The sequence below is a fragment of the Streptomyces sp. NPDC002868 genome, from assembly GCF_055563295.1.
On record NZ_JBVHDR010000003.1, the window covers coordinates 184,004 to 210,031 of the forward strand.

28 protein-coding genes and 1 pseudogene are annotated in these 26,028 nt (G+C 70.4%); 14 read left to right on the forward strand and 15 right to left on the reverse strand.

All coding sequences use genetic code 11. The features are described from left to right. Nucleotides 1–203: 203 nt before the first annotated feature. The 4 genes from ACZ3H8_RS11635 to ACZ3H8_RS11650 form a co-directional block, all read right to left on the reverse strand. Complete coding sequence (locus ACZ3H8_RS11635) at nucleotides 204–2,246, reverse strand: TerD family protein (protein WP_467400348.1); 2,043 nt, start codon at nucleotides 2,244–2,246, stop codon at nucleotides 204–206. A gap of 97 nt (nucleotides 2,247–2,343) precedes the next feature. Further along, nucleotides 2,344–2,922, reverse strand: coding sequence for a TerD family protein (locus ACZ3H8_RS11640; protein WP_215093514.1), 579 nt, complete (start codon nucleotides 2,920–2,922; stop codon nucleotides 2,344–2,346). Between the two features lie 137 nt (nucleotides 2,923–3,059). After that, complete coding sequence (gene uvrB, locus ACZ3H8_RS11645; RefSeq protein ID WP_467400351.1) at nucleotides 3,060–5,180, reverse strand: excinuclease ABC subunit UvrB; 2,121 nt, start codon at nucleotides 5,178–5,180, stop codon at nucleotides 3,060–3,062. A gap of 59 nt (nucleotides 5,181–5,239) precedes the next feature. After that, complete coding sequence (locus tag ACZ3H8_RS11650; RefSeq protein ID WP_467400353.1) at nucleotides 5,240–6,118, reverse strand: MHYT domain-containing protein; 879 nt, start codon at nucleotides 6,116–6,118, stop codon at nucleotides 5,240–5,242. Between the two features lie 243 nt (nucleotides 6,119–6,361). On the opposite strand from ACZ3H8_RS11650, the gene ACZ3H8_RS11655 reads away from it, so the two are divergent. The 6 genes from ACZ3H8_RS11655 to ACZ3H8_RS11680 all read left to right on the forward strand — a co-directional run bounded on the left by ACZ3H8_RS11655 (nucleotide 6,362) and on the right by ACZ3H8_RS11680 (nucleotide 11,730). After that, complete coding sequence (locus ACZ3H8_RS11655; protein WP_467400355.1) at nucleotides 6,362–7,252, forward strand: glycerophosphodiester phosphodiesterase; 891 nt, start codon at nucleotides 6,362–6,364, stop codon at nucleotides 7,250–7,252. 37 nt (nucleotides 7,253–7,289) lie between these two features. Then, nucleotides 7,290–7,820, forward strand: a complete 531-nt coding sequence (locus ACZ3H8_RS11660; protein WP_467400358.1) for a methylated-DNA--[protein]-cysteine S-methyltransferase — start codon at nucleotides 7,290–7,292, stop codon at nucleotides 7,818–7,820. 81 nt (nucleotides 7,821–7,901) lie between these two features. Then, nucleotides 7,902–8,126, forward strand: a complete 225-nt coding sequence (locus ACZ3H8_RS11665) for a hypothetical protein (protein ID WP_467400360.1) — start codon at nucleotides 7,902–7,904, stop codon at nucleotides 8,124–8,126. Next, entirely contained in the window at nucleotides 8,123–9,382 is a 1,260-nt protein-coding gene (locus ACZ3H8_RS11670) for an MFS transporter (RefSeq protein ID WP_467400363.1), read from the forward strand. Before ACZ3H8_RS11665 ends, ACZ3H8_RS11670 begins: the two co-directional genes overlap by 4 nt. Nucleotides 9,383–9,871: 489 nt before the next feature. Beyond that, nucleotides 9,872–10,786 carry a pseudouridine-5'-phosphate glycosidase gene (locus ACZ3H8_RS11675; RefSeq protein ID WP_467400365.1) on the forward strand — a complete coding sequence of 305 codons (915 nt, stop codon included), beginning with the start codon at nucleotides 9,872–9,874 and terminating at the stop codon, nucleotides 10,784–10,786. Beyond that, a complete protein-coding gene (locus ACZ3H8_RS11680; protein ID WP_467400367.1) occupies nucleotides 10,783–11,730 on the forward strand; it encodes a carbohydrate kinase family protein in 948 nt (315 codons plus the stop codon). The genes ACZ3H8_RS11675 and ACZ3H8_RS11680 overlap by 4 nt, the downstream gene beginning before the upstream one ends. 31 nt (nucleotides 11,731–11,761) lie before the next feature. Here the strand turns inward: ACZ3H8_RS11680 and ACZ3H8_RS11685 are convergent, their stop codons facing one another. From ACZ3H8_RS11685 to ACZ3H8_RS11695, 3 genes are all read right to left on the reverse strand, one after another. Next, nucleotides 11,762–12,400, reverse strand: a complete 639-nt coding sequence (locus ACZ3H8_RS11685) for a nucleoside/nucleotide kinase family protein (RefSeq protein ID WP_467400369.1) — start codon at nucleotides 12,398–12,400, stop codon at nucleotides 11,762–11,764. 7 nt (nucleotides 12,401–12,407) lie between these two features. Beyond that, the gene (locus ACZ3H8_RS11690; protein ID WP_398988043.1) at nucleotides 12,408–12,872 is read right to left on the reverse strand and encodes a cupin domain-containing protein; all 465 of its coding nucleotides are present in this window, start codon (nucleotides 12,870–12,872) and stop codon (nucleotides 12,408–12,410) included. A gap of 481 nt (nucleotides 12,873–13,353) precedes the next feature. After that, complete coding sequence (locus ACZ3H8_RS11695) at nucleotides 13,354–14,085, reverse strand: DUF7873 family protein (protein ID WP_307664162.1); 732 nt, start codon at nucleotides 14,083–14,085, stop codon at nucleotides 13,354–13,356. A 134-nt stretch (nucleotides 14,086–14,219) separates the two neighbouring features. Between ACZ3H8_RS11695 and ACZ3H8_RS11700 the strand changes: the two genes are divergently transcribed. Then, on the forward strand, nucleotides 14,220–14,678 hold the full coding sequence (locus tag ACZ3H8_RS11700; RefSeq protein ID WP_467400372.1) for a hypothetical protein: 459 nt from the start codon (nucleotides 14,220–14,222) through the stop codon (nucleotides 14,676–14,678). Here the strand turns inward: ACZ3H8_RS11700 and ACZ3H8_RS11705 are convergent. Next, a complete protein-coding gene (locus ACZ3H8_RS11705; RefSeq protein WP_467400375.1) occupies nucleotides 14,647–15,633 on the reverse strand; it encodes a D-2-hydroxyacid dehydrogenase family protein in 987 nt (328 codons plus the stop codon). The genes ACZ3H8_RS11700 and ACZ3H8_RS11705 overlap by 32 nt on opposite strands. A gap of 35 nt (nucleotides 15,634–15,668) precedes the next feature. Between ACZ3H8_RS11705 and ACZ3H8_RS11710 the strand changes: the two genes are divergently transcribed. Further along, complete coding sequence (locus ACZ3H8_RS11710; protein WP_467400376.1) at nucleotides 15,669–16,355, forward strand: DUF2293 domain-containing protein; 687 nt, start codon at nucleotides 15,669–15,671, stop codon at nucleotides 16,353–16,355. Nucleotides 16,356–16,386: 31 nt separating this feature from the next. Here ACZ3H8_RS11710 and ACZ3H8_RS11715 read toward each other — a convergent pair whose 3' ends face one another. Further along, nucleotides 16,387–17,034 carry a chaplin gene (locus ACZ3H8_RS11715; RefSeq protein WP_467400377.1) on the reverse strand — a complete coding sequence of 216 codons (648 nt, stop codon included), beginning with the start codon at nucleotides 17,032–17,034 and terminating at the stop codon, nucleotides 16,387–16,389. A gap of 146 nt (nucleotides 17,035–17,180) precedes the next feature. Beyond that, complete coding sequence (locus ACZ3H8_RS11720; protein ID WP_467400380.1) at nucleotides 17,181–18,542, reverse strand: amidohydrolase; 1,362 nt, start codon at nucleotides 18,540–18,542, stop codon at nucleotides 17,181–17,183. Nucleotides 18,543–18,748: 206 nt separating this feature from the next. On the opposite strand from ACZ3H8_RS11720, the gene ACZ3H8_RS11725 reads away from it, so the two are divergent. Beyond that, nucleotides 18,749–19,216: a DUF3574 domain-containing protein gene (locus tag ACZ3H8_RS11725; RefSeq protein WP_467400382.1), complete on the forward strand. Its 468-nt coding sequence runs from the start codon at nucleotides 18,749–18,751 to the stop codon at nucleotides 19,214–19,216. 13 nt (nucleotides 19,217–19,229) lie between these two features. Here ACZ3H8_RS11725 and ACZ3H8_RS11730 read toward each other — a convergent pair whose 3' ends face one another. Both ACZ3H8_RS11730 and ACZ3H8_RS11735 read right to left on the reverse strand, forming a co-directional pair. After that, nucleotides 19,230–20,411 carry a cytochrome P450 family protein gene (locus ACZ3H8_RS11730; protein WP_467400384.1) on the reverse strand — a complete coding sequence of 394 codons (1,182 nt, stop codon included), beginning with the start codon at nucleotides 20,409–20,411 and terminating at the stop codon, nucleotides 19,230–19,232. A 38-nt stretch (nucleotides 20,412–20,449) separates the two neighbouring features. Then, nucleotides 20,450–20,800, reverse strand: coding sequence for a MerR family transcriptional regulator (locus tag ACZ3H8_RS11735; protein ID WP_467400387.1), 351 nt, complete (start codon nucleotides 20,798–20,800; stop codon nucleotides 20,450–20,452). 128 nt (nucleotides 20,801–20,928) lie between these two features. Between ACZ3H8_RS11735 and ACZ3H8_RS11740 the strand changes: the two genes are divergently transcribed. After that, nucleotides 20,929–21,813, forward strand: a complete 885-nt coding sequence (locus ACZ3H8_RS11740) for an SDR family NAD(P)-dependent oxidoreductase (protein WP_467401272.1) — start codon at nucleotides 20,929–20,931, stop codon at nucleotides 21,811–21,813. Nucleotides 21,814–21,886: 73 nt separating this feature from the next. Beyond that, nucleotides 21,887–22,420 (forward strand): hypothetical protein, encoded by a 534-nt coding sequence (locus ACZ3H8_RS11745; protein ID WP_467400389.1) that lies wholly within the window; start codon nucleotides 21,887–21,889, stop codon nucleotides 22,418–22,420. 27 nt (nucleotides 22,421–22,447) lie between these two features. Here the strand turns inward: ACZ3H8_RS11745 and ACZ3H8_RS11750 are convergent, their stop codons facing one another. Together ACZ3H8_RS11750 and ACZ3H8_RS11755 are read right to left on the reverse strand one after the other, a co-directional pair. Beyond that, nucleotides 22,448–23,419, reverse strand: a complete 972-nt coding sequence (locus ACZ3H8_RS11750) for a DNA-3-methyladenine glycosylase family protein (RefSeq protein WP_467400390.1) — start codon at nucleotides 23,417–23,419, stop codon at nucleotides 22,448–22,450. A 2-nt stretch (nucleotides 23,420–23,421) separates the two neighbouring features. Further along, nucleotides 23,422–23,793 (reverse strand): VOC family protein, encoded by a 372-nt coding sequence (locus tag ACZ3H8_RS11755; RefSeq protein WP_467400393.1) that lies wholly within the window; start codon nucleotides 23,791–23,793, stop codon nucleotides 23,422–23,424. 85 nt (nucleotides 23,794–23,878) lie between these two features. Between ACZ3H8_RS11755 and ACZ3H8_RS11760 the strand changes: the two genes are divergently transcribed. Then, nucleotides 23,879–24,340 carry a MarR family winged helix-turn-helix transcriptional regulator gene (locus ACZ3H8_RS11760; RefSeq protein WP_467400395.1) on the forward strand — a complete coding sequence of 154 codons (462 nt, stop codon included), beginning with the start codon at nucleotides 23,879–23,881 and terminating at the stop codon, nucleotides 24,338–24,340. A 42-nt stretch (nucleotides 24,341–24,382) separates the two neighbouring features. On the opposite strand, the pseudogene ACZ3H8_RS11765 reads toward ACZ3H8_RS11760, so the two are convergent. Then, nucleotides 24,383–24,955 (reverse strand): annotated as a pseudogene (locus ACZ3H8_RS11765) (ATP-binding protein); the annotation flags it as partial. On the opposite strand from ACZ3H8_RS11765, the gene ACZ3H8_RS11770 reads away from it, so the two are divergent. After that, a complete protein-coding gene (locus ACZ3H8_RS11770; RefSeq protein WP_467400397.1) occupies nucleotides 24,954–25,790 on the forward strand; it encodes a helix-turn-helix domain-containing protein in 837 nt (278 codons plus the stop codon). The pseudogene ACZ3H8_RS11765 and the gene ACZ3H8_RS11770 overlap by 2 nt on opposite strands. Next, entirely contained in the window at nucleotides 25,790–25,987 is a 198-nt protein-coding gene (locus tag ACZ3H8_RS11775; protein ID WP_467400400.1) for a DUF397 domain-containing protein, read from the forward strand. The genes ACZ3H8_RS11770 and ACZ3H8_RS11775 overlap by 1 nt, the downstream gene beginning before the upstream one ends. Nucleotides 25,988–26,028: the final 41 nt, after the last annotated feature.

The window sequence follows — 26,028 nt, forward strand, 5'->3', positions numbered from 1 at the left end:
GCTACTGATCAGCGTCGTCGCTGCCGGAGGTCTCCTCCACCCGCCGAGCGGCTCTGCCGCCACGGGCCGGCGCCCCGGGACCGGTATCGGTCCGTATTGACGGGAACGCCGCAGCCGGGAGTACTCCCCTCCGCTCAAAGGAGCGTACAGGAATCCCCAAGGGAAGGTAAAGAGCTTGGTAAAGCGGACTTCAAGTGTGCAGGTCAGCGACGCCAGGAGCGACGGGCTGCGGCCACCTGTTCCAGCACCTGGCGCAGCACGGCGCTGCCCTGCGGCACCGTGAGCGGTTCGTACGTCCAGGCGTGCCGGACCCACGGGTCGGCCAGATGGTCGTCCGGGACCGGGGTGATGCGCAGCAGCGAGCGCCAGAGCGGGTCGAGTACCGGTCCGTACGCGCTCGCGTCCTCGCGGTCCGCCACCATCAGCAGATGGACGCCGACCGCCGGGCCCTCGTCGGCGAGGTAGCGCAATTGGGTAACCGCGCGGTCGTCGAAGCCGTGCGGGAAGTCGTTGACTATCAGCAGCTGCTCCGCGGTGTCCAGGTCGGGCGGGAGCGAGTCGGCCGCGCCGCCGCGGACCGCCATCGTCACCAGGTCCACCCGCTGGGTGAGCTTGGCGAGCGTGTCGCTCACGCCCTGCGCGCCCGCCGCCGGCGGACCGGCGAGGACCCCGGAGCCGACCAGCGGGGCGAGCGAGGGGGCCGCGGTGCCCGCCGGGTCGATGACATGGACCGTGAATTCGCCCGGTGGATAGACCGCGAGCAGCCTGGCCGCGAGCGCGACCGCGCAGTCCAGGGCGAGCTTGCGCAGCTGTGCCTCGTCCAGCACCATCGCCGTCTCGGAACCGGAACGTCCGCTGTCCACCCAGAGCCCCCGCTCCAGCGGCAGCCGCACCAGGAACGGAATGCGCAGCTCGGGACTCTCGGGCAGCTGGAGATCGCCCAGGCGCAGCGCCATCGGGATCTCCATCGGGACGCGGTAGGCATGCCAGGCCGGATTGTCCCAGCGGGCGAAGGCGGGCGGCAGCGCGGGCTCGACGACCTCGGACTCGGTGGTGAGCTGGGCCAGGTCTCGGTCGAGGACCTCGCGGGCCCGGTCGGTCAGTTGCTCGCACTTGGCGCGGGCCGCCTCGCGGGCGGCGTCCCCGGCGCCGCCGATGCGGCTGCGGGGGTCGGAGAGCACCTGGTCGAGCTCCTGGTCCAGCCGGGTCTCGGCGAAGTCGACGGCGCTGCGGTACGCGGCGACGCTGCGGGCCAGGTCCTCGAACATGCCCCAGATCTGGTTGTAGAGCCGCTCCTCCATGGACCAGCCGGTGGCGTCGCCCGCGACGGGCGGGGCCGGCTGCCCGGGCTGGGCGGGATGGGCGGCCGGGGGCGGCGGCGGGGGCGCGACGGACTGGCGCCGCGGGTGCGCGTAGTTGATCGGCCCGCCCGCCGGCTGCGGGGCGTCGGGCGTGGGCGTCTGCTGGGAGCCCGCGGCGCCAGGCTGGGTGCCGGCAGCCGAAAGGCCGTCCGGAAGGGTCGCGTCCGGCCCCGGCGCAAGCGTCGCGTCCGGCCCGGGCGGCTGATTCGGTCCAGGCGGCTGATTCGGTCCGGGCGTCTGGTTCGGTCCGGGCGTCTGGTTCGACCGCGGCATGGCCGGCCTGGTGTACGCGCCGTCGGCGCCGCTCGTACGCAGCTGTGCCGGCTCCGCCCGGGGTGTGCGCATGGCCGTCGTCTCCTGGATGCCGGCGGCGGTCTCGCGGGCCGTGTGCAACCCCTGGTCGGCCAGCAGCTCCGCGAGCCCGCCCGCGTACCCCTGACCCACCGCGCGCACCTTCCAGGCACCCTGGCGGCGGTACAGCTCGACCGCGACGAGCGCGGTCTCGGCGTCAAGGCCGGTGATGGTGAAGCTCGCCAGCTCGGCGTCCTCCTGGCCGATGACGGCGACAAAGGGGGCCGCGGAGGCGCCGAAGTGGGCCGGGCCGCCGGTGCCTTCGGGGAGGGCGAGCAGCACATTGACCTGATGCACCGCCTCGGGCACCGCGTCCAGGTCGACGGTGAACCGGGGCGCTTCGGTGGCCCGCCGGGACACCTCGACGCCGGGCAGCATGGGTGCGCCGGGGTGGGCGATCCACTCGCCCCGCACGACCCCCTGCGGGTCGGAGCAGGTGGCGCAGGCCACGACCGGATGGCCTGCCGACACCCGAATCTCCAGGCGGGTGTGGGGCAAGGGGTGGTTCTGCCCCCGGACCAGCTCGGCCGTCATCGCTCTGTCCCCTCAGTGCTGTGCGGTGGTGGTAAGCGGTGCAGCTCCCGGCGGCCTGGTGCCTCCGGGAGCTGCGTGTCTTCCGTACGCTCCGCGCCTACAGGTGCGGCAGGATCGCCGGCATCAGGTCCTGGAAGGTACGGCCGTTGGCCGGGGTGCCGACGGCGGTCATCTGCCAGCCGCCGCCCACGCGGTGCACCTTCGCCATGATCTGAGCGGTGTACTGACCGCCGCCGGTGAGCGTGTAGCGGGCGAGCTCCTGGCCGTTGGTCTCGTCGACGATGCGACAGAACGCGTTCTGCACCTCTGCGAAGGTCTGCCCGGTGAAGGAGTTCACCGTGAAGACGATCTGGTCGATGTGGACCGGCACCCGCTGGAGGTCGACGAGGATGGCCTCGTCGTCGCCGCCCGACCCCGCTCCGCCGACCAGGTTGTCTCCGGTGTGGCGGACCGAGCCGTCGTCGCTGACGAGATGGCGGAAGAAGACCACGTCCACCGGCTGCTTGTCGGCGAACAGCACGGCCGACGCGTCGAGGTCGACCTCCCTCGTGCGCGACCCGAACAGTCCACGGCGAGGGGCCGCCTGCCAGCCCAGGCCCATCCGCACCGCACTCAGTTCGCCCCCGTCGGACTTCTGCAGGCTGATGCCCTGTCCCTTGGACAAGTTGACGCTCACGCGCTGTCCCCTCTCAGAACGTTCCCCTCGGCCGCCTGTCTGGGCGGTTGGACTGAAACCCTACGCAGTAGCGCCAATGGCGCAGCAGAATTGGCTCGTTTTTGTGTCGGTCTTGAAACACACCAGGTGCGCGGGGCTCAGGCGAGGCCCGCCTCCTTCATCTGGCGCAGCTCCTTCTTCAACTCGCTCACCTCGTCGCGCAGCCGTGCGGCGATCTCGAACTGCAGGTCGGCGGCAGCGGCCCGCATCCGGTCGGTCATCTCCTCGATGATCCCGGCCAGTTCGGCAGCAGGCCGGTCGGTGAGCACCTCGCCCGTCTTTCCGCCCCGGCCGCCGAGCACCGGGACCGGCGCCTTGGCACCCTTGCCCGGCTTGTCCGCCTTCGCCTGGCGGTAGCCGGTGCCGAGCAGCTCCTCGGTGTCGACCTCCTCGCGCGCGATGGTCGCGACGATGTCGTTGATCTTCTTGCGGAGCGGCTGCGGGTCGAGGCCGCGCTCGGTGTTGTACGCGACCTGCTTCTCCCGGCGGCGGTTGGTCTCCTCGATGGCCTGGGCCATCGCCGGGGTGATGGTGTCCGCGTACATATGGACCTGGCCGGAGACATTGCGCGCCGCGCGGCCGATGGTCTGGATCAGTGAGGTGCCGGAGCGCAGGAAGCCCTGCTTGTCGGCGTCGAGGATGGCCACCAGTGACACCTCGGGGAGGTCGAGGCCCTCACGCAGCAGGTTGATGCCGACCAGCACGTCGTACTCACCGGCGCGCAGTTCGCGCAGCAGCTCGACCCGGCGCAGGGTGTCGACGTCACTGTGCAGGTACCGGACCTGGATGCCCAGTTCGAGGAAGTAGTCGGTGAGGTCCTCGGCCATCTTCTTGGTGAGGGTGGTGACCAGGACACGCTCGTCCTTCTCGGTGCGCAGGCGGATCTCGTGCACCAGGTCGTCGATCTGGCCCTCGGTGGGCTTGACGACGACCTCCGGGTCGATCAGTCCGGTGGGGCGGATGATCTGCTCCACGAAGCCTTCGCCGCGGGAGAGTTCGTACTTCCCCGGGGTCGCCGAAAGATAGACGGTCTGGCCGATCCGCTGCTGGAACTCCTCCCACTTCAGCGGCCGGTTGTCGAGGGCTGACGGCAGCCGGAAGCCGTGGTCGACCAGGGTCCGCTTGCGCGAGGCGTCGCCCTCGTACATCGCGCCGATCTGCGGCACGGTGACGTGCGACTCGTCGATGACGAGGAGGAAGTCCTCGGGGAAGTAGTCGAGGAGGGTGTTGGGCGCGGAGCCGGGGCTCCGGTCGTCGAAGTGCATCGAGTAGTTCTCGATGCCGGAGCAGGAGCCGATCTGGCGCATCATCTCGATGTCGTACGACGTGCGCATGCGCAGCCGCTGGGACTCCAGCAGCTTGCCCTGCTTGTCGAGCTCGGCGAGGCGCTGCTCCAGCTCCAGCTCGATGCCGTTGATCGCCTTCTCCATGCGCTCCGGGCCCGCCACATAGTGGCTGGCCGGGAAGACGTACAGCGAATCGTCCTCGCTGATGATCTCGCCGGTGAGCGGGTGGAGGGTGGAGAGCGCCTCGATCTCGTCGCCGAACATCTCGATGCGGACGGCGAGCTCCTCGTAGACCGGGAAGATCTCGATGGTGTCGCCGCGGACCCGGAAGGTGCCGCGCGCGAAGGCCACGTCATTGCGCGTGTACTGGATGTCGACGAAGCGGCGCAGCAGCTGGTCGCGGTCGATCTCATCGCCGACCTTGAGGGGCACCATCCGGTCGACGTACTCCTGCGGGGTGCCGAGGCCGTAGATGCACGAGACGGAGGCGACCACGATCACATCGCGACGGGTGAGCAGGGAGTTCGTCGCGGAGTGGCGCAGCCGCTCGACCTCTTCGTTGATCGAGGAGTCCTTCTCGATGTAGGTGTCCGACTGCGGGACATACGCCTCGGGCTGGTAGTAGTCGTAATACGAGACGAAGTACTCGACGGCGTTGTTCGGCAGGAGCTCGCGGAACTCGTTCGCCAGCTGGGCGGCCAGGGTTTTGTTCGGTGCCATCACCAGGGTGGGGCGCTGAAGCTTCTCGATCATCCAGGCGGTGGTCGCCGACTTGCCGGTGCCGGTCGCACCCAGCAGGACGACATCCTTCTCATCTGCGCGGATGCGCCGCTCCAGGTCGGCGATGGCCGTCGGCTGGTCGCCGCTGGGCTGGTAGGGACTGACGACCTCGAAAGGCGCCACCGTACGTTCGATCTTGGAAACGGGCCGCATGGATCCACCGTACGACCCACCACTGACAACCGGGGGCGATCCGCTGTGGCCTCAGGCACTCACCAGTCGCCGGACCGCGGCGAGCCCCGGCGAGGTGACCGGTCGGCGGCCCAGGCCGCGGGCTCTCCCTGCCGCTGCCCGGCGCGCTGCGCGGGCACTCCGGGGCGGGCGGGCACCCCCTGGGCGGCCCGCTGCCAGTCCGGCGCTCCCATGACGAGCAGCGGGTCGAACATCACCACCACTCCGGCGATGAGCAGGAAAATCACCGGGCCGATCAGCATGGGCGCGAGCAGGGTGGCGGCCGAGTCGCCGGTGCCGGCCGAGCCCGCCGCCCCGTGCAGATGGACGCTGACCGCCGCCATCCCGGTGTAGTGCATGCCGCTCACGGCGATGCCCATCACCAGGCTGGCGCCGAGGCTCGCCAGGAAGCCGTGGACCGATACGGCCGCCCAGAGTGCCGAGGTGGCGGCCACGACGGCGATGACCACGGAGAGAACGACGGTCAGGGTGTCGTACTCCAGGCGTCCCTGCAGTCGCATTCCGGCCATGCCGAGGTAGTGCATGGAGGCCACCCCCAGGCCGGTGATCGTGCCGCCGGTGACCAGTGCCATGGGGGTCGCGCCGCGGTATCCGACGATGAAGATCCCGATGCCGACCATGACGATGGCGACCGCCAGGCTGGCGAAGGTCGTCGGTCTGTCGTAGCCGATGGGGGCCTCCGCGACGGTGAAGCCCATCATCGCGATGAAGTGCATCGTCCAGATGCCCGAGCCGATCGCGGTCGCGCCCAGGGCGAGCCAGCCCGGCTTGAAGGAGCGCCCGTTGCGGATGGATCTGGTGGTGCAGCGCAGGCCGAGGGCCCCGCCGAGGCACGCCATCATGTAAGCCGCCACGGGTGTGACGAGGCCGTAACTGAATCCGTCGACAGTCCCCTGCATGCCGGTAAGCCCTTCGCTCCTTGTGATCCCCGCGATCCCTGACGGAACGTCTGGTCCGGGGGCGAGAGTAGGGCTCTCGCCACTGTAAGCAAACAATTGAACGGAGATTTATCGACACAGAAACTGTCACGTGATGCGTTCTGGGCGGATCCGTTCACGTTCTGGCCATACTTCGCCTGTTCCACGTTGGCCGTCAACTGCCACCCTCGGCCCGTCCGTGACCCGACGCCGTGAGGAGTCCAGGTGTACGTACGACGCGCCGCAGCAACGGCCGCCGCCGTCCTGGGAGTCAGCGCGCTGCTGCTTCCGGGCCCCGCGACCGAGGCCGCCGAGGCCGCGGCCCAGACCGCAGGCCGGCACGGTGAACCCCTTGTGATCGCCCACCGCGGCGCCTCCGCGTACGCGCCGGAGAACACCTTCGCGGCCATCGATCTCGCCGCCGACATGGGCTTCGCCTGGGTCGAGAACGACGTCCAGCGCACCAAGGACGGCGAGCTGGTCGTCGTCCACGACGACTCCCTGGGGCGTACCACCGACGTGGAGCAGCGCTTCCCCGGGCGCGCGCCGTGGAAGATCAAGGACTTCACGGCCGCTGAGATCGCCACGCTGGACGCGGGCAGCTGGTTCGGCCCGAAGTGGGCGGGTGCACGAGTGCCGACGCTCAAGCAGTATCTGAACCGGGTCGACGACAACGGCCAGAAGTTGCTCCTGGAGATCAAGAAGCCCGAGGCCTACCCGGGCATCGAGAAGGACACCCTGCGGGTGCTGCGCGAGGAGGGCTGGCTCGACCGCCACCACGTCAAGCACAGGCTGGTCATCCAGAGCTTCGGCGCGGACAGCGTGAAGGCCGTGCACCGGCAGCGGCCCGACATCACGACCGGCTTTCTCGGTACGCCCGCGCTCGCCGATCTGCCGTCGTACGCGGCGTTCACCGACCAGATCAACCCGACGCACACGTCCATCTCGGCCGAGTACGTGGCCGCGGTGCACCGGCTCAAGGGCGCGCACGGCAAGCGGCTGTGGATCAGCACCTGGACCGTGAACGACGCGGCGGGGGCGGCGCGGGTGGACGGCTTCGGGGTGGACGGCATCATCACCAACAACCCGGATGTCGTACGGGACGCGGTGGACTGAACCGGCACTGTCAGTGCCCGGTCGTACGGTGGTTCGCATGAAGAGCTTCGAGTGGACCGTCGTGGGCACGGACATCGGGCCGCTGCTGCTCGCCGCGACCGAGGAGGGCCTGGTGAGCGTGGTCTTCCATGCCGACGCGGCGATACGGGACAGGGCACTCGGGCAGCTGGCGGGGCGGCTCGGCGCTGAGCCGGTTCAGGACGCGGCGGGCCTGCTGGCCGAGCCGATACGCCAGCTGGAGGCGTATTTCGCGGGCGGGCTGCGGGAGTTCGACCTGCGGCTGGACTGGTCGCTGTCCGGCGGGTTCAACCGGCAGGTGCTGCGGGAGCTGGCGGACGGCGTGCCGTACGGCACGGTCGTCGGGTACGGCGACCTGGCGGCCCGGGTGGGCCAGCCGGGCGCTGCGCAGGCCGTGGGCGCGGCGATGGGCTCCAATCCGCTGCCGGTGGTGGTGCCGTGCCACCGCGTGGTGGAGACGGACGGCGGTCTGGGCGGGTTCGGGGGCGGCCTGGAGACCAAGCGGAAGCTGCTGGCGCTGGAGGGGGTACTGCCGGAGCCGCTGTTCTGATGGGGGCCGGTGCCGAGGCATCCGGTCCGGATGCAGAGGCATGCGGTTTCGTACGCGCGTACGGGCTGGCACACTGCGCCAGTGACCACCAGCCCTGACGCGCCTGACATATCCGATGCGCCTGCCGCGGTCGTTGCGGGAGCAGTCGCTCCTGCCGCGACCGCGGCCGCCGGCAGCCCGGCCGCCTTCGCGACCGCCTCAGTGGCCGGTCGTGCGGCCGCCTTCGCGACCGGTCTCGCGCCCGCCTCAATGGCCGGTCTCGCGAACGCCTTGGCTCCCGGCTGTGGAACCGCGTACGCGCGGTGACGTCTACCGACAAGGCCGCGGCTCCCGCGCCGGTGTCGGCCGACGAGCTGCCCGCGCTGCGGCGGCGGATCACCGCGGTGCTCATCGCCAGCCAGATCCTCGGCGGGCTCGGCGTCGCGACCGGGATCGCGCTCGCCACCGTGCTGGCGCAGCAGGTGAGCGGGACCGAGTCGCTGTCCGGTCTTGCGCCGACCGCCACCGTGGCCGGGACCGCGCTGCTGTCCATGCCGCTGGCCGCGCTGATGACGGCCCGCGGGCGGCGGCCCGGACTCGTACTCGCCTATCTGATAGGCGCGTTGGGCGCGGGCGTGGTCGTGCTGGCCGCGGTCGTCGAGAACTTTCCGCTGCTGCTCCTGGGCATGGCCCTCTTCGGCGCCGGCTCGTCGGCGAATCTGCAGGCGCGCTTCGCGGCAGCCGACCTTGCCGAGCCCGAGCAGCGCGGCCGGGCCATCTCCAATGTCGTCTGGGCGACCACGATCGGCGCGGTTCTCGGCCCCAATATCGCGGCGCCCGCGGGCCGCAGCGTGTCCGGGCTCGGGATACCGGCGGCCGCGGGGCCGTTCTTCTGGGCGGCCGGGGTGTTCCTCGTCTCCGGGGTCATGGTCCTCGTCCTGCTGCGCCCCGATCCGCTGCTGACCGCCCGCGCGCTGTCTCCTGCCGACCGCTCCCCCGAGGGGCGCTCGCTGCGCGCCGGGATGCGGGCCGTACGTGAGTCGCCGATGGCCCGGCTGGCGCTGGTCACCGTCGCCGTCTCGCACACCGCGATGGTGTCGATCATGATGATGACGCCGGTCGCGCTCAGCCACCACGGCGCGGGCATCCAGCTGATCGGCCTGGTGATCAGCGGCCATATCGCGGGCATGTACGCCTTCTCGCCGGTGATGGGCTGGCTGGTGGACCGGGTCGGCCGGCTGGCGGTGATCGGCCTCGCGGTCGGGCTGCTCTGCTCGGCCGCTCTGCTCGCCGGTACGGCGGGGGCGAGCCACGGGCAGACCGCCGCCGGGCTCTTCGTCCTCGGACTCGGCTGGTCGGCGGGCCTGGTGTCCGGCTCCACGCTGCTCACCGACTCCGTGCCGCAGCCCGCCCGGGCCGCCGTGCAGGGCCTGTCCGACCTGACCTCGAACACGGCGGCGGGCGTCGGCGGCGCGGCCGCCGGACTGATCGTCGCGCAGGCGAGCTACGGCTGGCTGAACGTGGTCGGCGCCTGCCTGCTGCTGCCGATGGCCGCACTCGCCATACGCAGAGCGCGCAGCTGACCGTTCCGCTCCTGCCTGCGCCGAAATTCACCGCCCGGAAATCTTTCGCCGATCAGCGTCCCCGCTGGTCGGCGCATCCGTCTTTGGTAGGGCCAATGTTGCTCGCAGGGAGGGGGACGCACCCCCTGTCCAGCATGGCGTGCACCCGTCAAACTCAGCCTCGCAGCACTCCCCCACCCCGGACAGGAGAGCCCCATGTCGGCACAGCTCACCGGGCGCTGCCTCGCCCTCGCCACCGTCACAGGTCTGGCCGCGGCCTGCCCTCGATCTCCGCTCGGCGGCGTACTCCCGTATCACTCCTCGGTACGGCTACGCCCAGGCAAGGGGCGGCGCACTCGCGATCGCGCACAGCAGGGGCGATGCGAAGTTCGGCCGGATCGCGCTCGGTGATCCAGGTGGTGCGGACGGACCGGCTGCCCCGGCTGCCGCGGTGCGGCTGAGCGCTGTGGTTCGGGTTTGGGCGCGGCGCTCCCGTGCCAGGGATGGGACATGCTGCTGACCACGGAAGTGACGGAAGTATCCGCGGAAGTACAAGAAGCGCTCGCCGCGCACCGGCCCGTCGTGGCCCTGGAGTCGACGATCATCGCGCACGGACTGCCGCGTCCGCGCAATCTGGCCGTCGCCGAGGAGCTGGAGGCGATCGTACGGTCCGGGGGCGCCGTTCCCGCCACCGTCGCGATACTGGACGGAAAGGTCCACATCGGCCTGGACAAGCGGCAGTTGGAGCGGATCGCCGAGGACGCCGACGTACGCAAGCTCGGGCAGCGGGACCTCGCGCCCGCGCTGGCGGCCGGGGTGAGCGGGGCGACGACCGTGTCGGCGACGGCGTTCCTGGCGGCGCGGGCCGGGATCCGGGTCTTCGCGACCGGCGGACTCGGCGGGGTGCACCGCGAGTGGACCGAGACTCAGGACGAGTCGGCGGATCTGCGGGTGCTCGCGCAGACCCGGATCGCGGTGGTGTGCGCGGGCGTGAAGTCGGTCCTCGACGTTCCGGCGACGCTCCAGCGGCTGGAGACGCTTGGGGTCGGGGTTCTCGGGTACGGCACCGACCGCTTCCCCGGCTTCTATCTGACCTCCTCCGGACAGCCGGTCGACTGGACGGTCCGTACGCCGGAGGAGGTGGCGGAGGTGATCCGGGCGAAGGAGGAGCTGGGCGGGCCGGATTCGGCGCTGATCGTCGCGAATCCGGTCCCGGAGGCGGAGCAGCTGGATCCGGCGCTGCACGACCGGGTGCTCGGCGAGGCGCTGGACGAGTGCCGGGAGCGGGGGATCAGCGGCCAGGCCGTGACGCCGTTCCTGCTCGACCATCTGATGCGGCGGACGGAGGGGGCTTCGCTGGAGGCGAATGTGGCGGCGGTGCGCGGGAACGTGCGGCTGGCGGCGCGGATCGCGGCGGCGCTGTGACGGCCGCCACCGGCGGGTTGCTGGTCATCGGCGATGTGGTCACCGATGTCGTGGCCCGGCACCGGGCTCCTCCCCCAGCCTTCGGCCGGGGGGACCCCCGACTCACTTCGTTCGCCCGGGGGACGGACACGGCGGCCCGGATCCGTATCCTGCCGGGCGGGGCGGGGGCCAATGCGGCATGCTGGGCGGCGCGTTGGGGCTGCACGGACGTACGTCTCCTCGGCCGGGTCGGCCGCGACGAGGCGGGCTGGCACGAGGCGCGGCTGCGCGCCGCGGGCGTACGGCCGCTCCTCGTCGCGGACGCCGAGGCCCCGACGGCCACGGTCATCGCGCTGGTCGACGCGACCGCCGAGCGGACGTTCCTCACCGACAGCGGTGCGGTGCTGCGTATCTCCCCTGCCGACTGGTCGCCGTCGCTGCTGGACGGCGTCGGCCATCTGCACCTCTCCGGCTACCTCCTCTTCTCCCCCGCCGGCCGTCAACTGGCCCGGCTCGCCCTGGAGTCGGCGCGGACCCGCGCCGTCACGGTGAGCGTGGACCCGGCCTCGGCGGGCTTCATCGCGGAGCTGGGCGTGGACGGCGCGCTGGCAGCGCTCGCGGGCGCGGACGTGCTGTTCCCGAACGCCGACGAGGCCCGCCTCCTCACCGGCCTGCCCGACCCGGCCGACGCGGCAGCGAAGCTGAGCCGCCTTGTCCCGCTGACCGTCGTCACGCTGGGCTCGGACGGCGCGCTGGTCGCCGAGTCCGGCACGGTCACGGCGCGCGTCCCGCCGGTTCCGGCGGAGGCGGTGGACTCGACGGGCGCGGGCGACGCCTTCACCGGCGCGTTCCTCGCCGCCCGGCTGGCAGGGGCGGATGCGGCGACGGCCGCGGCGGAGGGCTGCCGGGCGGGCGCGGAGGCGGTGACGCTGATCGGCGGCCGACCGCACAGCCCGGGAGCCTGAGCGGAAGCAACCGCAGAACCCGGGCTGAAGGTCAGCGGAGGCCGCCCCACGCGGGGTGACGCGGATCATCGGCGCGTACGACCACATCGGCGGCCTCCGCCGGCCCCACCTCGTCCTCGTACCGCCCGAACGCGGGCAGTGTCCAGCGCTCGCTCCCCGGCGTACGCCGCCGCAGCGCCGCGGGCGACAGCCGCAGATGCACGCTCAGATCGAACGGGAACCAGTGCCCGAGCAGAAACGGCCCGTGCAGCAACAGCACGCCGCCGGACGGGAGTTCGACATGCGGACTGCGCGTCGCCCGGTCGGTCACGGGATCCCACAGATCGGGCAGCACGCGCCCGCTGCCACCGGCCTCCAGGGGCCCGAAGACCTCCCGCCACAGCGCGCCGGTGTCGAACCAGCCGCTGTAGTACGTATCGGGGTCCTCGCGCCCGTACTCGTACCGCAGCGAGGCGGGCCGCAGAAACCCACTCGTCCCGGCCACGAGCACGCTCCGTCCGCGCAGCCGCAGCGCCTCGGCCACCCGCTCGGCAAGCTCACCGGTCCGCGCGGCTGGGGCGCCGTCGACGCCGACCCGCAGCCAAGGGCTGCCGTCCTCGGCCTTCCCCGCCACGGCCCGGTCGGCGAGGGCCTCGGTCAGCCGCTCCCAGGTGATCGCTTCGAGTCGCACCCGTCCATCATGCTCCGGCGCAGGCCGGCGCGTCGGCGTCGATCGACAGCGGGCTGCCCTTGGGCAGCAGATACGTCACGTACAACACCACCGGCTCGCTGCCGAGGTTGCGCCCGATGTGCCGGTGCTTCGGGCCGGAAGGCTCGATGAACGCCGTACCGGCAGGAGTCACCTCGACGGAACAGTCGTCCAGAGTCCGGGTCAGTGTCCCGGACTTGACGACGGCGAGGAGCTGCCCGGGGTGGGTGTGCCAGCCGGTGGAGCCGCCCGGGGCGATCGTGATCGTCCGTACGACCACATCCGTCTTCCCTCTGGCCTTCAGCTTGAGGGTCCCCTCCGAAACGCCCTGCGCGAGGACTGTGCCCGAAACGCCGCTGCCGGGTGTGGCGTTCGCCGCGGACGGCACCGTCGCGAGCGCCGCAAGACATCCGACCAGGACCATCGCCGTACGCGTTCTGTCCTTGAATCCCATGGAACCCCTCCAACTCAGCGGCGTCGCCGAAACCGCCTCAACGTACCGGATGAGAAGTCCGTTCCGGGCCGGAAACGGGAGCGGGCCCGGGGGCGTAGCCGGCCCCCGAGCCCTGTGATGCCACCCATGTCGCACGCCGGCACGCTTAAGAACCCGAGTCAGTCGTTATGTCGCCGCGTCCTGCCTTTGGACCACCGCACATCGAGCTGCGCGGGCCGGACTTGAACCGGCATTTCGACGCACCAGGGCCCGGGCCCGGTCGATCCGGCGATCGGCGGCGAATGCTGAGTCTGGAGCAATAGTCTGAGATTGATCGCGGTCTGCCTCTGCCGAGTTGGGCTACCGCGGCCCGTACGTACGGAAAGTGCCGCGGGGAGGACTCGAACCTCCACTGGAACCGCTCAGTCACGACAAGCTTCAGTTTCAGCTTGCGCTCCTCGCGCACCCCGTCCGCACAAGGGCGGACGGGGAATCTTTGAGGCTACCCGAACAGGTAGCCAAATACGGCGTCGCCCACCCGCTGGTCGGTGACCTCCGCGCCGTTCGCCTCCTCGCGGGCGAACTTCACAGCCTGCTGCAGCTTCTCCACCCGCTCCAGCAGCTCGTTCACCCGCCGGGCCGGCAGCGCACCGGAGAACTTCACGGTCGTCCAGTAACCGACAGGAATGTCCTCGTAGTACACCTCGACCTGCGCCGGGTGCTTCTCGGTCGCCTCCGCCTTCACATGGTTGCGGGGGACCTTCTTCGTACGGAGAGTGCGTACCGACTCGGTTTTCCACGCGTCGGTCGACGGGTCCTGCGTCCACGACTCCGAGGCATCGAGCACCGGGAGCTTGCGCACAAAGGTGTTGATGTCCGTCAACTGCTTCTCGAGGAACAGGAGATACGCCACCGGCACCTCGCTCACCAGGACGCGCCCGTCCACCGTCACATCGGCGCGCGCGGCGCAGTTGGCCCAGTCCTTGGTGGCGGTCACGTCGAACAGCCGGGTCAGCGTCTTCGCCGTCTCGCGCAGCACGTCCTCGGCCTTGACCTGGACCCGCGTGGACTCGGGCGGCAGCTGCTCGCCCTCCTCGTCCTTGGGCTGGTACGTACGCGAGATACCGGCCAGCAGCGCAGGCTTCTGCAGCCCGTGGTGGGCCGCCGTCAGGTCCTGGTGCGCCTTGGACTTGACGCCTTTCTCGACTGCGATGATCTGATTGAGTTTCGCCACGTCGATCAAGCTAGCAAGACCTGCGACCCCCGCTCGAACGATTATTCAGATCCCTGTTCAGATCCGTTGCTCAGATCCGTTGCTCAGATCCGTTGCTCAGACCGCTTGTTCAGATCCCTCGGGGAGTACGCACCATGGAGACAGCCGTCATCGCGGTCATAGGCACTCTGCTGGGCTCGATCGCCACCCATTTCTTCCAGCGCCAGGCGGCCGAGCGCACCGCCGCCCTCGCCCGCGCCGAACAGTTGCGCCAGGAGCGGATCTCCGCGTACAGCGCCTTCGCGGGCGCGCTCGTCGACTACCGGCGCGGCCAGAACGACCGCTGGCACCGGGCGAAGGAGTCGCCGGGCAGCGCGGTCGCCGAGGAGGCGCGCATCGGCTCGTACCGGCTGCGCTCGGCGGCCCATCAGGCGCTGATCCGCGTCCAGTTGGTCTGTGACGACGTCCAGGCCCTGGAGCTGGCCGCGTCCGCCTTCGAGGTGACGAACTGCATGCACGAGGCGCCGGACGAGACAGACCGGTCGCAGCGCTCGGAGCAGGCCCGCGAGACGCTGTCGGAGTTCATCGGGGCGGCTGCGCCGGGCGTGCGCTGAGCGTACGCATCGGGCGGCCGGCGAGATACCCGGCGATGTCCTCGACGGCCTGCCGGAAGTACCCCTCGTAGTTGCGCCGGGTGACATAGCCGAGGTGCGGCAGGCCGAGGAAGTTCGGCGCGGTGCGCAGCGGGTCGTCGGCGGGCAGCGGCTCGGTCTCGAAGACGTCGGAGCCCGCCCCGGCGATCCAGCTGTCGTGCAGGGCCCGCACCAGCGCCGCCTGGTCGACGATCGCGGCCCGCGAGGTGTTGACGAGATATGCGGTGCGCCGCATCCGCTTGAGCTCGCTCGTCCCGATCAGACCGCGGGTGCGGTCGCTGAGCTGCAGGTGTACGGAGACGAAGTCACCGGCTTCGAGCAACTCCCCGAGGGAGTGCGCTCGTACGACTCCATGCTCGGCGGCCCGCTCGTCGTCGAGGTTCTGACTCCAGGCGATCACCTCCATGCCGAAGGCCTGGCCGACGCGGGCGACTTTCGCGCCAATCTTGCCGAGGCCGACGAGGGCGAGCCGGCGGCCGTGCAGATCGGCTCCGACGGTGGACTGCCAGGGGCCGTTCTGGTGGAAGGCCGAGCCCTCCCGCACCACATGGCGGGCCAGACCGAGGATGAGCGCCCAGGTCAGCTCCACGGGCGGTTCGGAGCTGCTGTCGGTGCCGCAGACGGTGACGCCGTGCCGGGCCGCTGCTTCGAGGTCGATGGAGGCATTGCGCATGCCGGAGGTGATCAGCAGCTTGAGGCGCGGGAGGCGGGCGAACAGCGATTCGGGGAAGGGGGTCCGTTCGCGCATCGCGACGAGGATCTCGCAGTCGCCGACGGCTTCGGCCACCTCGTCCTCGGACGTGAAGTGGCTTTGCACCGACCGGACTTCGACCTCGCGCGCAAGGGCCGACCAGTCCGCCATGGAGAGCGCGACGCCCTGGTAGTCGTCGAGCACGGCACAGTGCAGCAGCGTCATGGGAGCGGAGCGTACCTGGTGGGTACCCTCCGGGCATGGACCTGGTGGTGATCGAACCACTGAAGCAGCGGCACTGCGCGGAGTGCCGTAAGGGGCCTCTTCCGCTGCATCTGCTGGAGTTCAACGCACCGGTCTGTCTGGACTGCGCGGACCTGGCCCACCTGGTGTATCTGCCGCGGGGCAGTGCGGCGCTCACCCGCCGTGCCCGCGAGGCGAGTTCGCTGTGCGCGGTGGTGGTCCGCTTCAACCGCCGCCGCAAGCGGTACGAACGCCAGGGGCTGCTCGTCGAGGAGGCGGCGCTGGCCCGCGCCGAGTCGGCGTGCCTGGCGGACGCGGATGCGCGGGCCCGTCACCGCGAGCGAAGCGAGATGGGGGTCCCCCCGGCCGAAGGCTGGGGGAGGGACGCGGTGCGCAGGGCGGGCGAGGACGTACGGTTCACGGCCGACCTCACCGCCGAGATCCTGCGGCTGTTCCCCGGCTGTCCGCCCGCTCGCGCCCGGGACGTCGCGGCGCACGCCTCGGTGCGCGGCAGCGGCCGGGTGGGCCGCACCGCGGCGGGCCGCTCCATGGAGGTGGGTGCGGTGACGGCCGCGGTGCGGGCGTCCGTACGGCATCTCGATACGGAGTACGACGCCCTGCTGATGGCCGGGGTCGCCCGCCACGAGGCGCGGACGCGGGTGGCGGCGGTGATCGAGGGGGTGCTGGCGTCCTGGCGCGCGTAGGCAAGCGCGCGGACTGGGCCGAGCGCTCGGACTAGGCGCGGCGCCCCGACTCCTGGGCGGGCCGGAAGCGGCGGTAGAGCACCATGCCGCCGAGCAGCATCGCGGCACCGGCCGGCACGGCGTACGCGACCGGTCCGGCACCGGTGCGGGCGAGCGCCACGTCGGGGCCGGGTGGCTGCGGCGCGGGGGTGTGCGGCGTTGCGGCCCTCGGCGGGGTGGCGGGCCGCGGCCGGACCGGCGGCTTGCCGGGGGTGTTGGACGAGGAGTTGCCGACTGCGGCGTTCCCGATGCCGACGACGTTCACGGAGTTCCCGGTGACGTTGACGGGGATATCGATGGGGAGCTGGACGCTGTTGCCGGACAGGACGCCAGGGGAATCCTTTCCGCCGCTTTCGGCGGTGGCGCCGGAGGATCCGGTCTGCGAACCACCGCCTCCTTGGCCGGAGTTGGCGCAGGAATTTCCGGCGGCCGGGTTGAGGAGTCCCACGACATCGACCGTATTGCCGCACACATTGACCGGGACGTTCACGGGAAGCTGCACCGTGTTGCCGGCCAGCAGTCCCGGCGAACGGGCCGCACCGCCGTCCGCGTTCGAGTCTGCGTGCGCGTAGCCCGAAATGGCGAGCGCGCCACCCGTGAGCATCACGGTGGCCAGACCCTTTCGGTGAACCTGCCTCATGGGTTCCCTGCCTTCAGAAGACGTTCACGGGCACTCGCCCGCACCGGAATAACGCCATGCGGCCAATAGGGTTATGGCACATTCACCTTTCACTCTTTCGGGTATGCGGCTTGTCGAACAGGCCCTCGTGGCCGCACGCCGGACCGCTAACCGTCGTAGTCCTGGATCCTGCGGCCCTTGCGGCGCTCGGTCAACGCGGGCAGCTGAGCGGTGAGTTCGGCGACGATCGCCCGTACGTCGAGGGTCAGCAGCCGCCGGTCCCGCATCAGGATCCGCCCGTCGACGACGGTGGTCCGTACGTCACCGGAGCGCGCGCTGTGCACAAGGGTCGCGGCGATGTCGTGCAGCGGCTGGGTGTGCGGCCCGGTGAGATCCACCAGAATCAGATCGGCCCGCCGCCCGGGAGCGAGCGCGCCGATCTGCTCACCGAGCCCAATGGCCCGCGCGCTCTGGGTGGTTGCGTGGTCGAGCGCCTGGCGGGCGGTCAGCCAGGTCGGGTCGTCCTCCACGGACTTCTGCACCAGTGCGGTGAGCGCCATGCTCTCCCACACATCGAGGGTGCTGTTCGACGCGGCCCCGTCGGTGGCCAGTCCGACGGGAATCCCCGCGGAGGCGAGCGCCCGGATCGGAGTGGTGTCCCAGGCGAACTTGAGGTACCCCTTGGGCGCACTGGCGACCGCGATCCGCCCGGCGCCCCGCCGCAGCACGGACAGGTCCTTCTCAGTGATCCCGGTGCCGTGCGCGATGAGCACATCCGCATCCAGCAGCCCGGCCCTCTCGAGCACCTCGACGGGCGTACGGCCGCACCGCGCAAGGCTGTTCTCCGTCTGCGCCGCGTTCTCGGCCGCGTGGATGTGCACGAGCAGCCCGTGCTCACGAGCGAGCTCGGCAGTGGCCTCCAGATCGCCGTCGTCGACGGTGTACGGGGCGTGCGGAGCCAGCGACGTGGTGATCCGCCCAGCGGCCGCACCCCGCATCCGCAGCGCGAAGTCGAGGGAACGCTCCCGCCCTTCGGCGCCCTGGCTGGAGAAGTAGGCCCAGCCGAGATTGGCCCGCAGCCCGCTGTCCGCCACGGCGGCGGCCACCTTGTCCATGGAGAAGTAGTGATCGGCGAAGGCGGTGACCCCGCCCCGGATCATCTCGGCACAGGCCAGCTGGGCCCCGAGCTCGACGACCCGGTCGGTGAGGTTTGACTCGATGGGCCAGATCCAGTCGTTGAACCACTCTTCGACGGGCATGTCCTCGGCGATTCCGCGCAGGGCGACCATCGGTGTGTGGGTATGGCAGTTGATCAGCCCGGGCATGGCGAGCTGCCCACGCCCGTCGATGCGCTCGACGGCCTGTACGCCGGCCACGGCATCGGTGGATGTCACGGCGTCGATGACTCCACCGCGTACGACGACGGCCGCGTTCTCGACGAAGTCGATCTCACCGCGCTCACCGTGCACGAGGGCGGTGCACCCGTCCACGACGAGATCGGCGGGCCGGTCCATGTCCGCAGCAGCCATCTGGTCCTCCTCCTGACGTCCTCGGCTCCCAGTCTGTCGGTCCCGATCTGCCCGCGGACACATCGAGGGATGCGCTCGTGCGGGTGGTTTCCGGACGAATTCGGCGTCCCGGCGCACTGTATTCGTGGCCCGCTTGGTGGAGTCGCGACGCACGTGGTGGCCGCCCTGCGGCCCCCGATGGCCCCCGATGGAAGGACCCGCTCCCCGTGCCCACCTTGAAGCAGCGCTCTCTCCTTGCCGTCGCCGGTGCCGCCGTACTGGCAGTGGGTGCGCCCGCCTCCACCGCCGCGCTCGGCAGTGAACAGGCGAAGGCACCCAGGGCCTTGTCCGCGTCGGCGCGTGGTGCGGCGTACATCGAGACGCGGCTCTTCTTCGGTACAGAGCGTCCGGACGGCGGACCCGATGTGACCGACCGGCAGTTCATGGCGTTCATCGACCGGAGTGTCACGCCGAGCTTCCCGTCCGGGCTGACGGTCCAGGACGGCCGCGGACAGTGGCGGGACTCCAACGGCACCATCGAGCGGGAGCGTTCGTACGAGCTGATCCTGCTCTACCCGGCCGCGGAGGCACACGCACGCGACCCGCAGATCGAGCGGATCCGCGAGGCCTACGTCGTGGCGTACGCACAGGACTCGGTGGCCCGGCTGGACGAGCCGACGCTCGCCGACTTCTGAGGGCGCCCCTGGCTCAGGAGCGCACGGGCAGAGTGAGCAGCCCCCGGGCGCGCATCGAAGGCCGCCATCGCAGTTCGCCGTATGGGACGTCGAGCTCCAGCCGCGGAAACCGCTCCAGCAGCGCGGCGAGAGCGATCTCGGTCTCCATCCGGGCCAGAGGGGCGCCCAGGCAGTAGTGGATGCCGTGGCCGAGCGCGAGGTGGCCGGTCGCGTCGCGGCCGATGTCGAGACGGTCGGGGTCGGTGAAACGGTGCGGGTCACGGTGGGCGCCCGCGAGCGAGAGCAGGACGGTCTCGCCCGCCGGGATCGTGACGCCGCCGACGGTGATGTCCTCGGTGGGGAAGCGGCGGATGGCCAGCGGTACGGGGCCGTCGTAACGGGCCAACTCCTCGACGGCGCCGCCCAGTCGGTCAGGGTCGGCGCGCAGCACAGCCAGTTGGTCGGGGTGGCTGAGCAGGGCCAGGGTGGCGTTGCCGATGAGGTGGACGGTGTTCTCGTATCCGGCGAACAGGATGAGGAAGGCCAGGGACATCAGCTCGTCCTCGCTCAGCCTGTCTTCCTCGTCGCGTACCGCGATCAGGGCGGAAAGCAGGTCGTCGGCCGGCTCGGCGCGCTTGCGGGCGATGAGCTCGGTGAAGAACGCCAGCATGCCACCGACCGCTTCCTTCGCCCGTGACGGCTCCGCAGGGTCCGGGGCAACCAGAGCGTCGGTCCACGCCCGGAAATCGCGCCGGTCTTCAGGGGCCACGCCGAGCAGGTCACAGATGACGTTGATCGGCAGCGGCGCGGCGTACGAGGCGATCAGATCGGCGCGGCCGTGCGGGGCGATGGCGTCCAGCAGCTGATCGGCTGTTCTCCGGATCGGCTCGCGCAGCTGCGCGACGCGACGCGGGGTGAACGCCTGGGACACCAGACGCCGGATGCGGGTGTGGTCCGGCGGGTCCATGTTGAGCAGATTCGCGTCCAGCGCCGGCGGCAGCGCCATCCCCCGGTAGCCGCCGGGTGCCGCGTTGCGCTTGTCCAGGGAGAGCCGGGGATCGGCAAGTGCCTGGCGTACGTCGTCGTAGCGGGTGACCAGCCAGGCCGGCAGCCCGTCCGTCCCGGCGATGCGGTGTACGGGCCCGGCCTCGCGGAGCCGCGCGTACACGGCGTAGGGGTCGGCCATCAGCTCGCTCGTCGGATCTTGGAGTGCCATGGCTCCACCCTAGACAGAGGCGAGCAACACAGGCCCGGTCAGGCGAAGTTCTCGCTGAGGTAGCGGGTAAGAGCGTCGCTGGTACGAGACAGCTCTGCGGCCTGCTCGGAAACGCTGTCGCGGATCTCGCGGATCTTCGCCAGCAGTGTGGGGCAGACCTCGGGCTGCCGTCCCGCCGCGCCTTCGCAGGGCAGGATGTCGCGGATCCTGTCGGTCGGCAGGCCGATGGCCAGCAGCGCACGGATGCGGAGGACCGCTTCGGGCGCTTCAGGACCGTAGTCGCGATAACCATTGGCCCGGCGTGCGGACGTGAGGATGCCCTGCTGCTCGTAGTAGCGCAGCGAGCGGGCGCTGACGCCGGTCGCTCGACTCAACTCGCCGATCGTCATGCTTCTCCACTCGCAGTCGCTTACCGCCCGGACGCTTCCTTGACCTTGACACTGATGTCAAAGTTTAGCGTCGGCGCATGAGCACTCGTTCTCCCCGATTTCCTGCCCTCTCATGGTCCACGGATGACATGCCCGACCTGGCCGGACGTACCGCCATCGTCACTGGCGCCGCAAGCGGTCTCGGACTGGCGATCACACGATCGCTTATCGCCCACGGCGCGCAAGTAGTCATGGCGGTGAGGAACACAGCCAAGGCCGAACTCGTGCGCGCCGAACTGCCCCAAGGTCCGGGTGAAGCGGTGGTGATGGAACTCGACCTGCTCGACCTGGCCTCGGTGCACCGGTTCACGGCTGCGTTGCACGACCGGTTCGCGGCGGTCGACCTGCTGATCGAGAACGCCGGGATCAGCAGCCAGTCGCTCACGCTGAGCGCCGAGGGCGTGGAGAGCCAGTTCGCGACGAACCACCTGGGCCACTTCGCGCTGACCGGTCTGCTGCTGGATCTGCTCGGCAAAGGCCATGATCCGCGGATCGTCGTCGTCGCGTCCGCGCTGTATACGAGCGCCGACTTGGACCTGGACCGTCTCGACGGTAGTGGCACCTACTCACCGGGCCGGGCCTACAACCGCTCGAAGCTCGCCAACGTACTCTTCGGCCGCGAACTCCAACGTCACCTGCAAGCGTCCGGCTCCACGGTCAGAAGCTTCGTCGCCCACCCGGGCATGGCGAAGACACCGCTGCACACGACCTACCCCTCACCCGCGCTGCGGCTGGTGACGAAGACGGCGGCGGCGCTGATCGGACGGCCCGCAGAACACGCTGTCGTTCCGATCCTCTACGCCGCAACCTCCCCCGACGCCTCGCCGGACAGCTTCTACGGCCCGACCGGCCCCAAGCTCCACCCACGGGTGCAGCCCACGGCGTTCACAGGCCCAGGCCGCGACCTCGACGCAGCCCGGGCCCTATGGGCGAAATCACAACAACTCACGGGTGTCCACTACCCCAACGGCTGAGCGGGCAGGACCATTCCGGTGCTGTCGACGGCTGCCTGCCGTATTCCGGCCCCGCAATGGGCAGTTCTCCCCCATGACGGATCGCCCGCTGCTCCTTCTCGACGTCGACGGCCCTCTCAACCCGTACGCGGCCCGCCTCCCCCGCCTGCGCGGCTACGCGACACACCGCCTGCACCCCTCGTACTGGCTCTCCCACCAACCCCCGGGCTCCCGCCGCCACCGCCGAGGCCTGCGCATCTATCTCAACCCGGCCCACGGCCCACGGCTGACAGGTCTTCCCTTCGAACTGGCCTGGGCCACCACCTGGATGCACGAGGCCAACACCATGATCGCCCCGGGCGTCGGCCTGCCCGCCGACCTGCCGGTGATCGAGTGGCCGGAACTCTTCGCGAAGGACCCTGACGGGCTGTACTGGAAGACCCGGCCGCTGCTGGAGTGGGCGGCCGGGCGCCCGTTCGCCTGGGTGGACGACATGATCACGGACCTGGACACGGCGCACGTCGCGGCGCATCATGACGCGCCTGCGCTGCTGTTGCGGATCCATCCGCGGCGGGGGCTGCGGGAGGCGGACTTCGCCACGCTGGTCAGTTGGGCGGAGGGCTTGTGACGCCGGCGGACTTGACCGCCGCGGGCGCTACCGCACCGAGCGACCGCGGGCTGCCGGCTCGGCCTTCTCCTCGCGGCGGGTGCGCAGCAGGAGTGCGACCCAACTGCGGTAGGGCGCCCAGTGATCGCTGATCCCGGCGAGCCGGCGCGCATCGGAGGCGTCGGGATCGCCGAGGCCGTAGGCATCGGCCATCGAAGCGTGAAGCCGGCGTTCATGACGGGGGAAGACGTCGGGGTGTCCGGCGCCGCGGATGAGGATGAGCTCCGCGGAGAAGGGACCGATGCCGGGCAGGGTCCGAAGATGAGCGAGGGCGTCTTCCGCCGGCATCGCGCGCAGCCGGGCGGCGTCGAGATCACCGGTGAGAGCCGCGTCGGCGAGGACACGCAGCCGTTCGACCTTCGTCTCGGGCAGGCCCGGAACACGGCTGAGTCCGCGCAGGACCAGCGGGGTGGGGAAGGCGTGCAGCGACTCCCCGGCGACGGTGACGCGCGGTCCATGGTGCTCGGCGATGCGGGCCTTGATCGCGGCGGCCTGGACCATCCGGATGCGGTGGCCGATGACCGCCCAGGCCGCGGCCTCGTACGGCGAGTAAAAACACACCGGCCGCAACCCCGGGTACGCCGCGATGAGCTGGGCCACGACGGGATCGGCCTCGGCGAGCCGTGGGAACCCGCTGCCGTCCACGTCGAGCGAGAGGATGCGGGCCAGTTGCGCCCGCACCGCGCTCATCCCATCCGATTCCGCAGTTGCTGTGCCCATCTCGTCGTTGCCCGGATTCCCGGTGTGCACGGTGACATCCGCCTGTACGGTGCCCTCCGAGCCCTCCGCCTGCCTCACCTCCGCGCTCACCGTCGAGTGGCCGTCGTCAGCGGGAAAGGCCAGGCGCAGCACCCTGCCGTCCGAGGCGTCGCGGTACCCGGCGGGTGTAAAGCCCTCCAGGAACCGCAGGCTCGCCGCAAGTGAGAACGGCCCACGCGGGGTGATGACGATGGCGGTCATGGTCAGCCTTCGTGCGTAGTGATGGCGTACCCCTCAGGGCCGACGAACGTGAACATCCTGCCGAACGGGCCATCCTCGGGTGCCTTGACGATGGGGATCCCGGCGGCGTGGAGCCTGTCGTGCAGGGCCTGCGCGTCAGTGGTCCGGAACCACAGGGCGACCCCGAGGCCGGGCCGCTCGACGGCGTCGAGATCCACTCCCGGCAGCGGCTCGCGGACGGCGAACGGAACCGGCTCGGTGGCGAACACCACGGCGCCGGGCGGCGAGGCAGGCGCCCGGCGCAGCCCGAGATGCTCCTCGTAGAAGGCGGCAGCCGCCTCGACATCGCGCACCTGCAGAGCGATGAAGTCCGGGCCGCCGGCGGTCACAGTCATAAGTACTCCTCGATCGTGTTGCATGTCAGGACTTTGACATAAGCGGAAGATAGACGGCGCCGCGCTTACATGTCAAACTCCTGACATGCACGATGGGACTGCTTCCAGCCAGGCTCCGCGGGCCGCCGACGTGACCGAGCGCCTGGGATACCGCCTTAAGCGCGCCGCCGCGGCGCTGCGCAGCGCGATGGACAGAGCACTGCGTGAGTACGGCCTGACGGTGCCGCAGTACGCCTGCCTCGAACTCCTCGACCAGCGCCCCGGCCTGTCCAACGCCGAGCTAGCCCGCGGCACCTTCGTCACGCGGCAGTCCATGAACGTCGTCCTTCGTGGACTGCAGGACGCAGGCCTCATCACCCGGCCGGCCACCACCGACCGCGGTCGCGCTCTGCCCGCCCACCTCACCGAGGAGGGCCACCGTCGCCTCGCGGCGGCACGCTCCGCCGTCTACGCCATCGACCAGCGCATGACCGACGCCGTCCCGGAGCAACGTCTCGCCGAGCTCCTCGCCGACCTCGACCACATGGCGGCGGCACTCGACGGGTGAGAACGGCCGCGCGTCAAGGTCGATCGAGCACCAGACGGTCTTCAAGACGGGATCACTGCGGTCGATGCCCCAGTCGGCTGCGAGGGCGTCGACGAGAAGCAGGCCGCGACCGCCCTCGGAGTCGAGGGGTGCGGCCCCGAGGTCAGCCGGGGCGGGCAGCCCGCGGTCGCGGCGGGCATCGCTGACCTCCATACGGAGCATGCCAGGAGGAATAACGGTGAGCCCCAGCCGGAAATCCCGGCCGGGGACACGGCCGTGCGTGATGGCATTCGCGGCGAGTTCAGCCGCCAGGAGGGCAGCGGTCCGGGAGGAGTCGGAGTCGTACGGCCAGCCCCAGGCGTCGAGTTGCTGAGTGGCGAGTCGTCGGGCGAGTCGGGCGCCACGGCGAGTCGCGCTCAGCCGGACCGTGAAGCGGTGGGTGGGGACGGGGAGTTCAGTGCTGACGGTTTCGTGATTCACATCACTCAGCGTGTCCGTGCGTGCGTAACCTGAACAGGAGCGTTGTCGGTACGCAGCGTGATTGTCCAAGCTCGGAGGGACGCTGTCCGGGTTGTCGGGCGTGACGCAGGGCGCAGGGCGGCGTTGGGCAGGGGCGCGGCGAAGGTGGGACGACATGGCGGATGAGGCGGAGCAGCAGCCGGACTGGGACGAGGGGACGGCGGAACTCCTCAAGACCGTCGGCAAACAGGTCCGACTGTGGCGTGAACGGGCCCACTTGACGCAGGCCGAGGTCGGCAAGGCGATCGGCTACACGGAGCACCAGGTCTCAGCGGTCGAGCGGGGGCGGCGCATCGCGAAACCGGAGTTCCTGGACAGGGCGGACGAGGCGCTTGGGGCGGGCGGGATCCTGGCTGCGTTCAAGGAGGACGTGGAACGGGCCCGGTATCCCAGGAAGGTGCGGGATCTCGCCAAGTTGGAGGCGGACGCGGTCGAGTTGGGCGCGTACGCGCACGAGGTTATCCACGGTCTGCTGCAAACCGAGGATTACATTCGGGCGCTCTTCCAGATGCGTACGCCGCTCCTCGACGAGGAGACCATCGAGCGGCACGTGGCTGCACGACTAGCCCGCCAGGAAATCTTCAGCCGTTGGCCCGCACCGATCATGAGCTTCGTCCAGGAAGAGGTGACTCTCGGCCGCCCGATCGGTGGCAGGATGGTGCAGCGAGGCCAACTCGAACGACTTCTGGAAATCGGCCGGTTGCGGAACGTCTCGATTCAGGTGATGCCGACGGACCGCGAGGAGAACGCTGGGCTGGGCGGCTCGTTCCGGCTCATCGAGCCCCGGCAGGGGTCCAGGGTGGCACACACGGAAGTGCAGCAGTTCAGCCGTGTGACCGTCGAACGAAACGCGGTCCGCGTCCTGGAAGCGCGGTATGGAATCATCCGGGCGCAGGCTCTCACGCCACGGGAGTCACTGGCCCTCATCGAGAAAGTGCTGGGAGAAACTTGATGAACACCCGCTCCGCCGACAGCGAGCTTGAGTGGTTCAAGAGCAGCTACAGCACCAACGAAGGCCCCGACTGCGTCGAGGTCGCCTCCGCCCCCGGCACCGTCCACGTCCGGGACTCCAAGGACAAGGCAGGCGCGCAACTCGCCTTCACAGACGGCTCATGGGCGGCCTTCGTCCCGTTCGCGGCCTCCCGCTAGCGCTCAACTTCCCTACGCCCCAAGGCATTTGCTTGCCTCGA

Bases quoted from the DNA above. Each gene is read 5' to 3' on its own strand.
- ACZ3H8_RS11635 (WP_467400348.1), bottom strand. From the start codon at position 2,246: ATGACGGCCGAGCTGGTCCGGGGGCAGAACCACCCCTTGCCCCACACC.
- uvrB (WP_467400351.1), bottom strand. From the start codon at position 5,180: ATGCGGCCCGTTTCCAAGATCGAACGTACGGTGGCGCCTTTCGAGGTC.
- ACZ3H8_RS11650 (WP_467400353.1), bottom strand. From the start codon at position 6,118: ATGCAGGGGACTGTCGACGGATTCAGTTACGGCCTCGTCACACCCGTG.
- ACZ3H8_RS11660 (WP_467400358.1), top strand. From the start codon at position 7,290: ATGAAGAGCTTCGAGTGGACCGTCGTGGGCACGGACATCGGGCCGCTG.
- ACZ3H8_RS11675 (WP_467400365.1), top strand. From the start codon at position 9,872: ATGCTGCTGACCACGGAAGTGACGGAAGTATCCGCGGAAGTACAAGAA.
- ACZ3H8_RS11690 (WP_398988043.1), bottom strand. From the start codon at position 12,872: ATGGGATTCAAGGACAGAACGCGTACGGCGATGGTCCTGGTCGGATGT.
- ACZ3H8_RS11700 (WP_467400372.1), top strand. From the start codon at position 14,220: ATGGAGACAGCCGTCATCGCGGTCATAGGCACTCTGCTGGGCTCGATC.
- ACZ3H8_RS11705 (WP_467400375.1), bottom strand. From the start codon at position 15,633: ATGACGCTGCTGCACTGTGCCGTGCTCGACGACTACCAGGGCGTCGCG.
- ACZ3H8_RS11710 (WP_467400376.1), top strand. From the start codon at position 15,669: ATGGACCTGGTGGTGATCGAACCACTGAAGCAGCGGCACTGCGCGGAG.
- ACZ3H8_RS11715 (WP_467400377.1), bottom strand. From the start codon at position 17,034: ATGAGGCAGGTTCACCGAAAGGGTCTGGCCACCGTGATGCTCACGGGT.
- ACZ3H8_RS11720 (WP_467400380.1), bottom strand. From the start codon at position 18,542: ATGGCTGCTGCGGACATGGACCGGCCCGCCGATCTCGTCGTGGACGGG.
- ACZ3H8_RS11730 (WP_467400384.1), bottom strand. From the start codon at position 20,411: ATGGCACTCCAAGATCCGACGAGCGAGCTGATGGCCGACCCCTACGCC.
- ACZ3H8_RS11735 (WP_467400387.1), bottom strand. From the start codon at position 20,800: ATGACGATCGGCGAGTTGAGTCGAGCGACCGGCGTCAGCGCCCGCTCG.
- ACZ3H8_RS11740 (WP_467401272.1), top strand. From the start codon at position 20,929: ATGCCCGACCTGGCCGGACGTACCGCCATCGTCACTGGCGCCGCAAGC.
- ACZ3H8_RS11745 (WP_467400389.1), top strand. From the start codon at position 21,887: ATGACGGATCGCCCGCTGCTCCTTCTCGACGTCGACGGCCCTCTCAAC.
- ACZ3H8_RS11750 (WP_467400390.1), bottom strand. From the start codon at position 23,419: ATGACCGCCATCGTCATCACCCCGCGTGGGCCGTTCTCACTTGCGGCG.
- ACZ3H8_RS11755 (WP_467400393.1), bottom strand. From the start codon at position 23,793: ATGACTGTGACCGCCGGCGGCCCGGACTTCATCGCTCTGCAGGTGCGC.
- ACZ3H8_RS11760 (WP_467400395.1), top strand. From the start codon at position 23,879: ATGCACGATGGGACTGCTTCCAGCCAGGCTCCGCGGGCCGCCGACGTG.
- ACZ3H8_RS11770 (WP_467400397.1), top strand. From the start codon at position 24,954: ATGGCGGATGAGGCGGAGCAGCAGCCGGACTGGGACGAGGGGACGGCG.
- ACZ3H8_RS11775 (WP_467400400.1), top strand. From the start codon at position 25,790: ATGAACACCCGCTCCGCCGACAGCGAGCTTGAGTGGTTCAAGAGCAGC.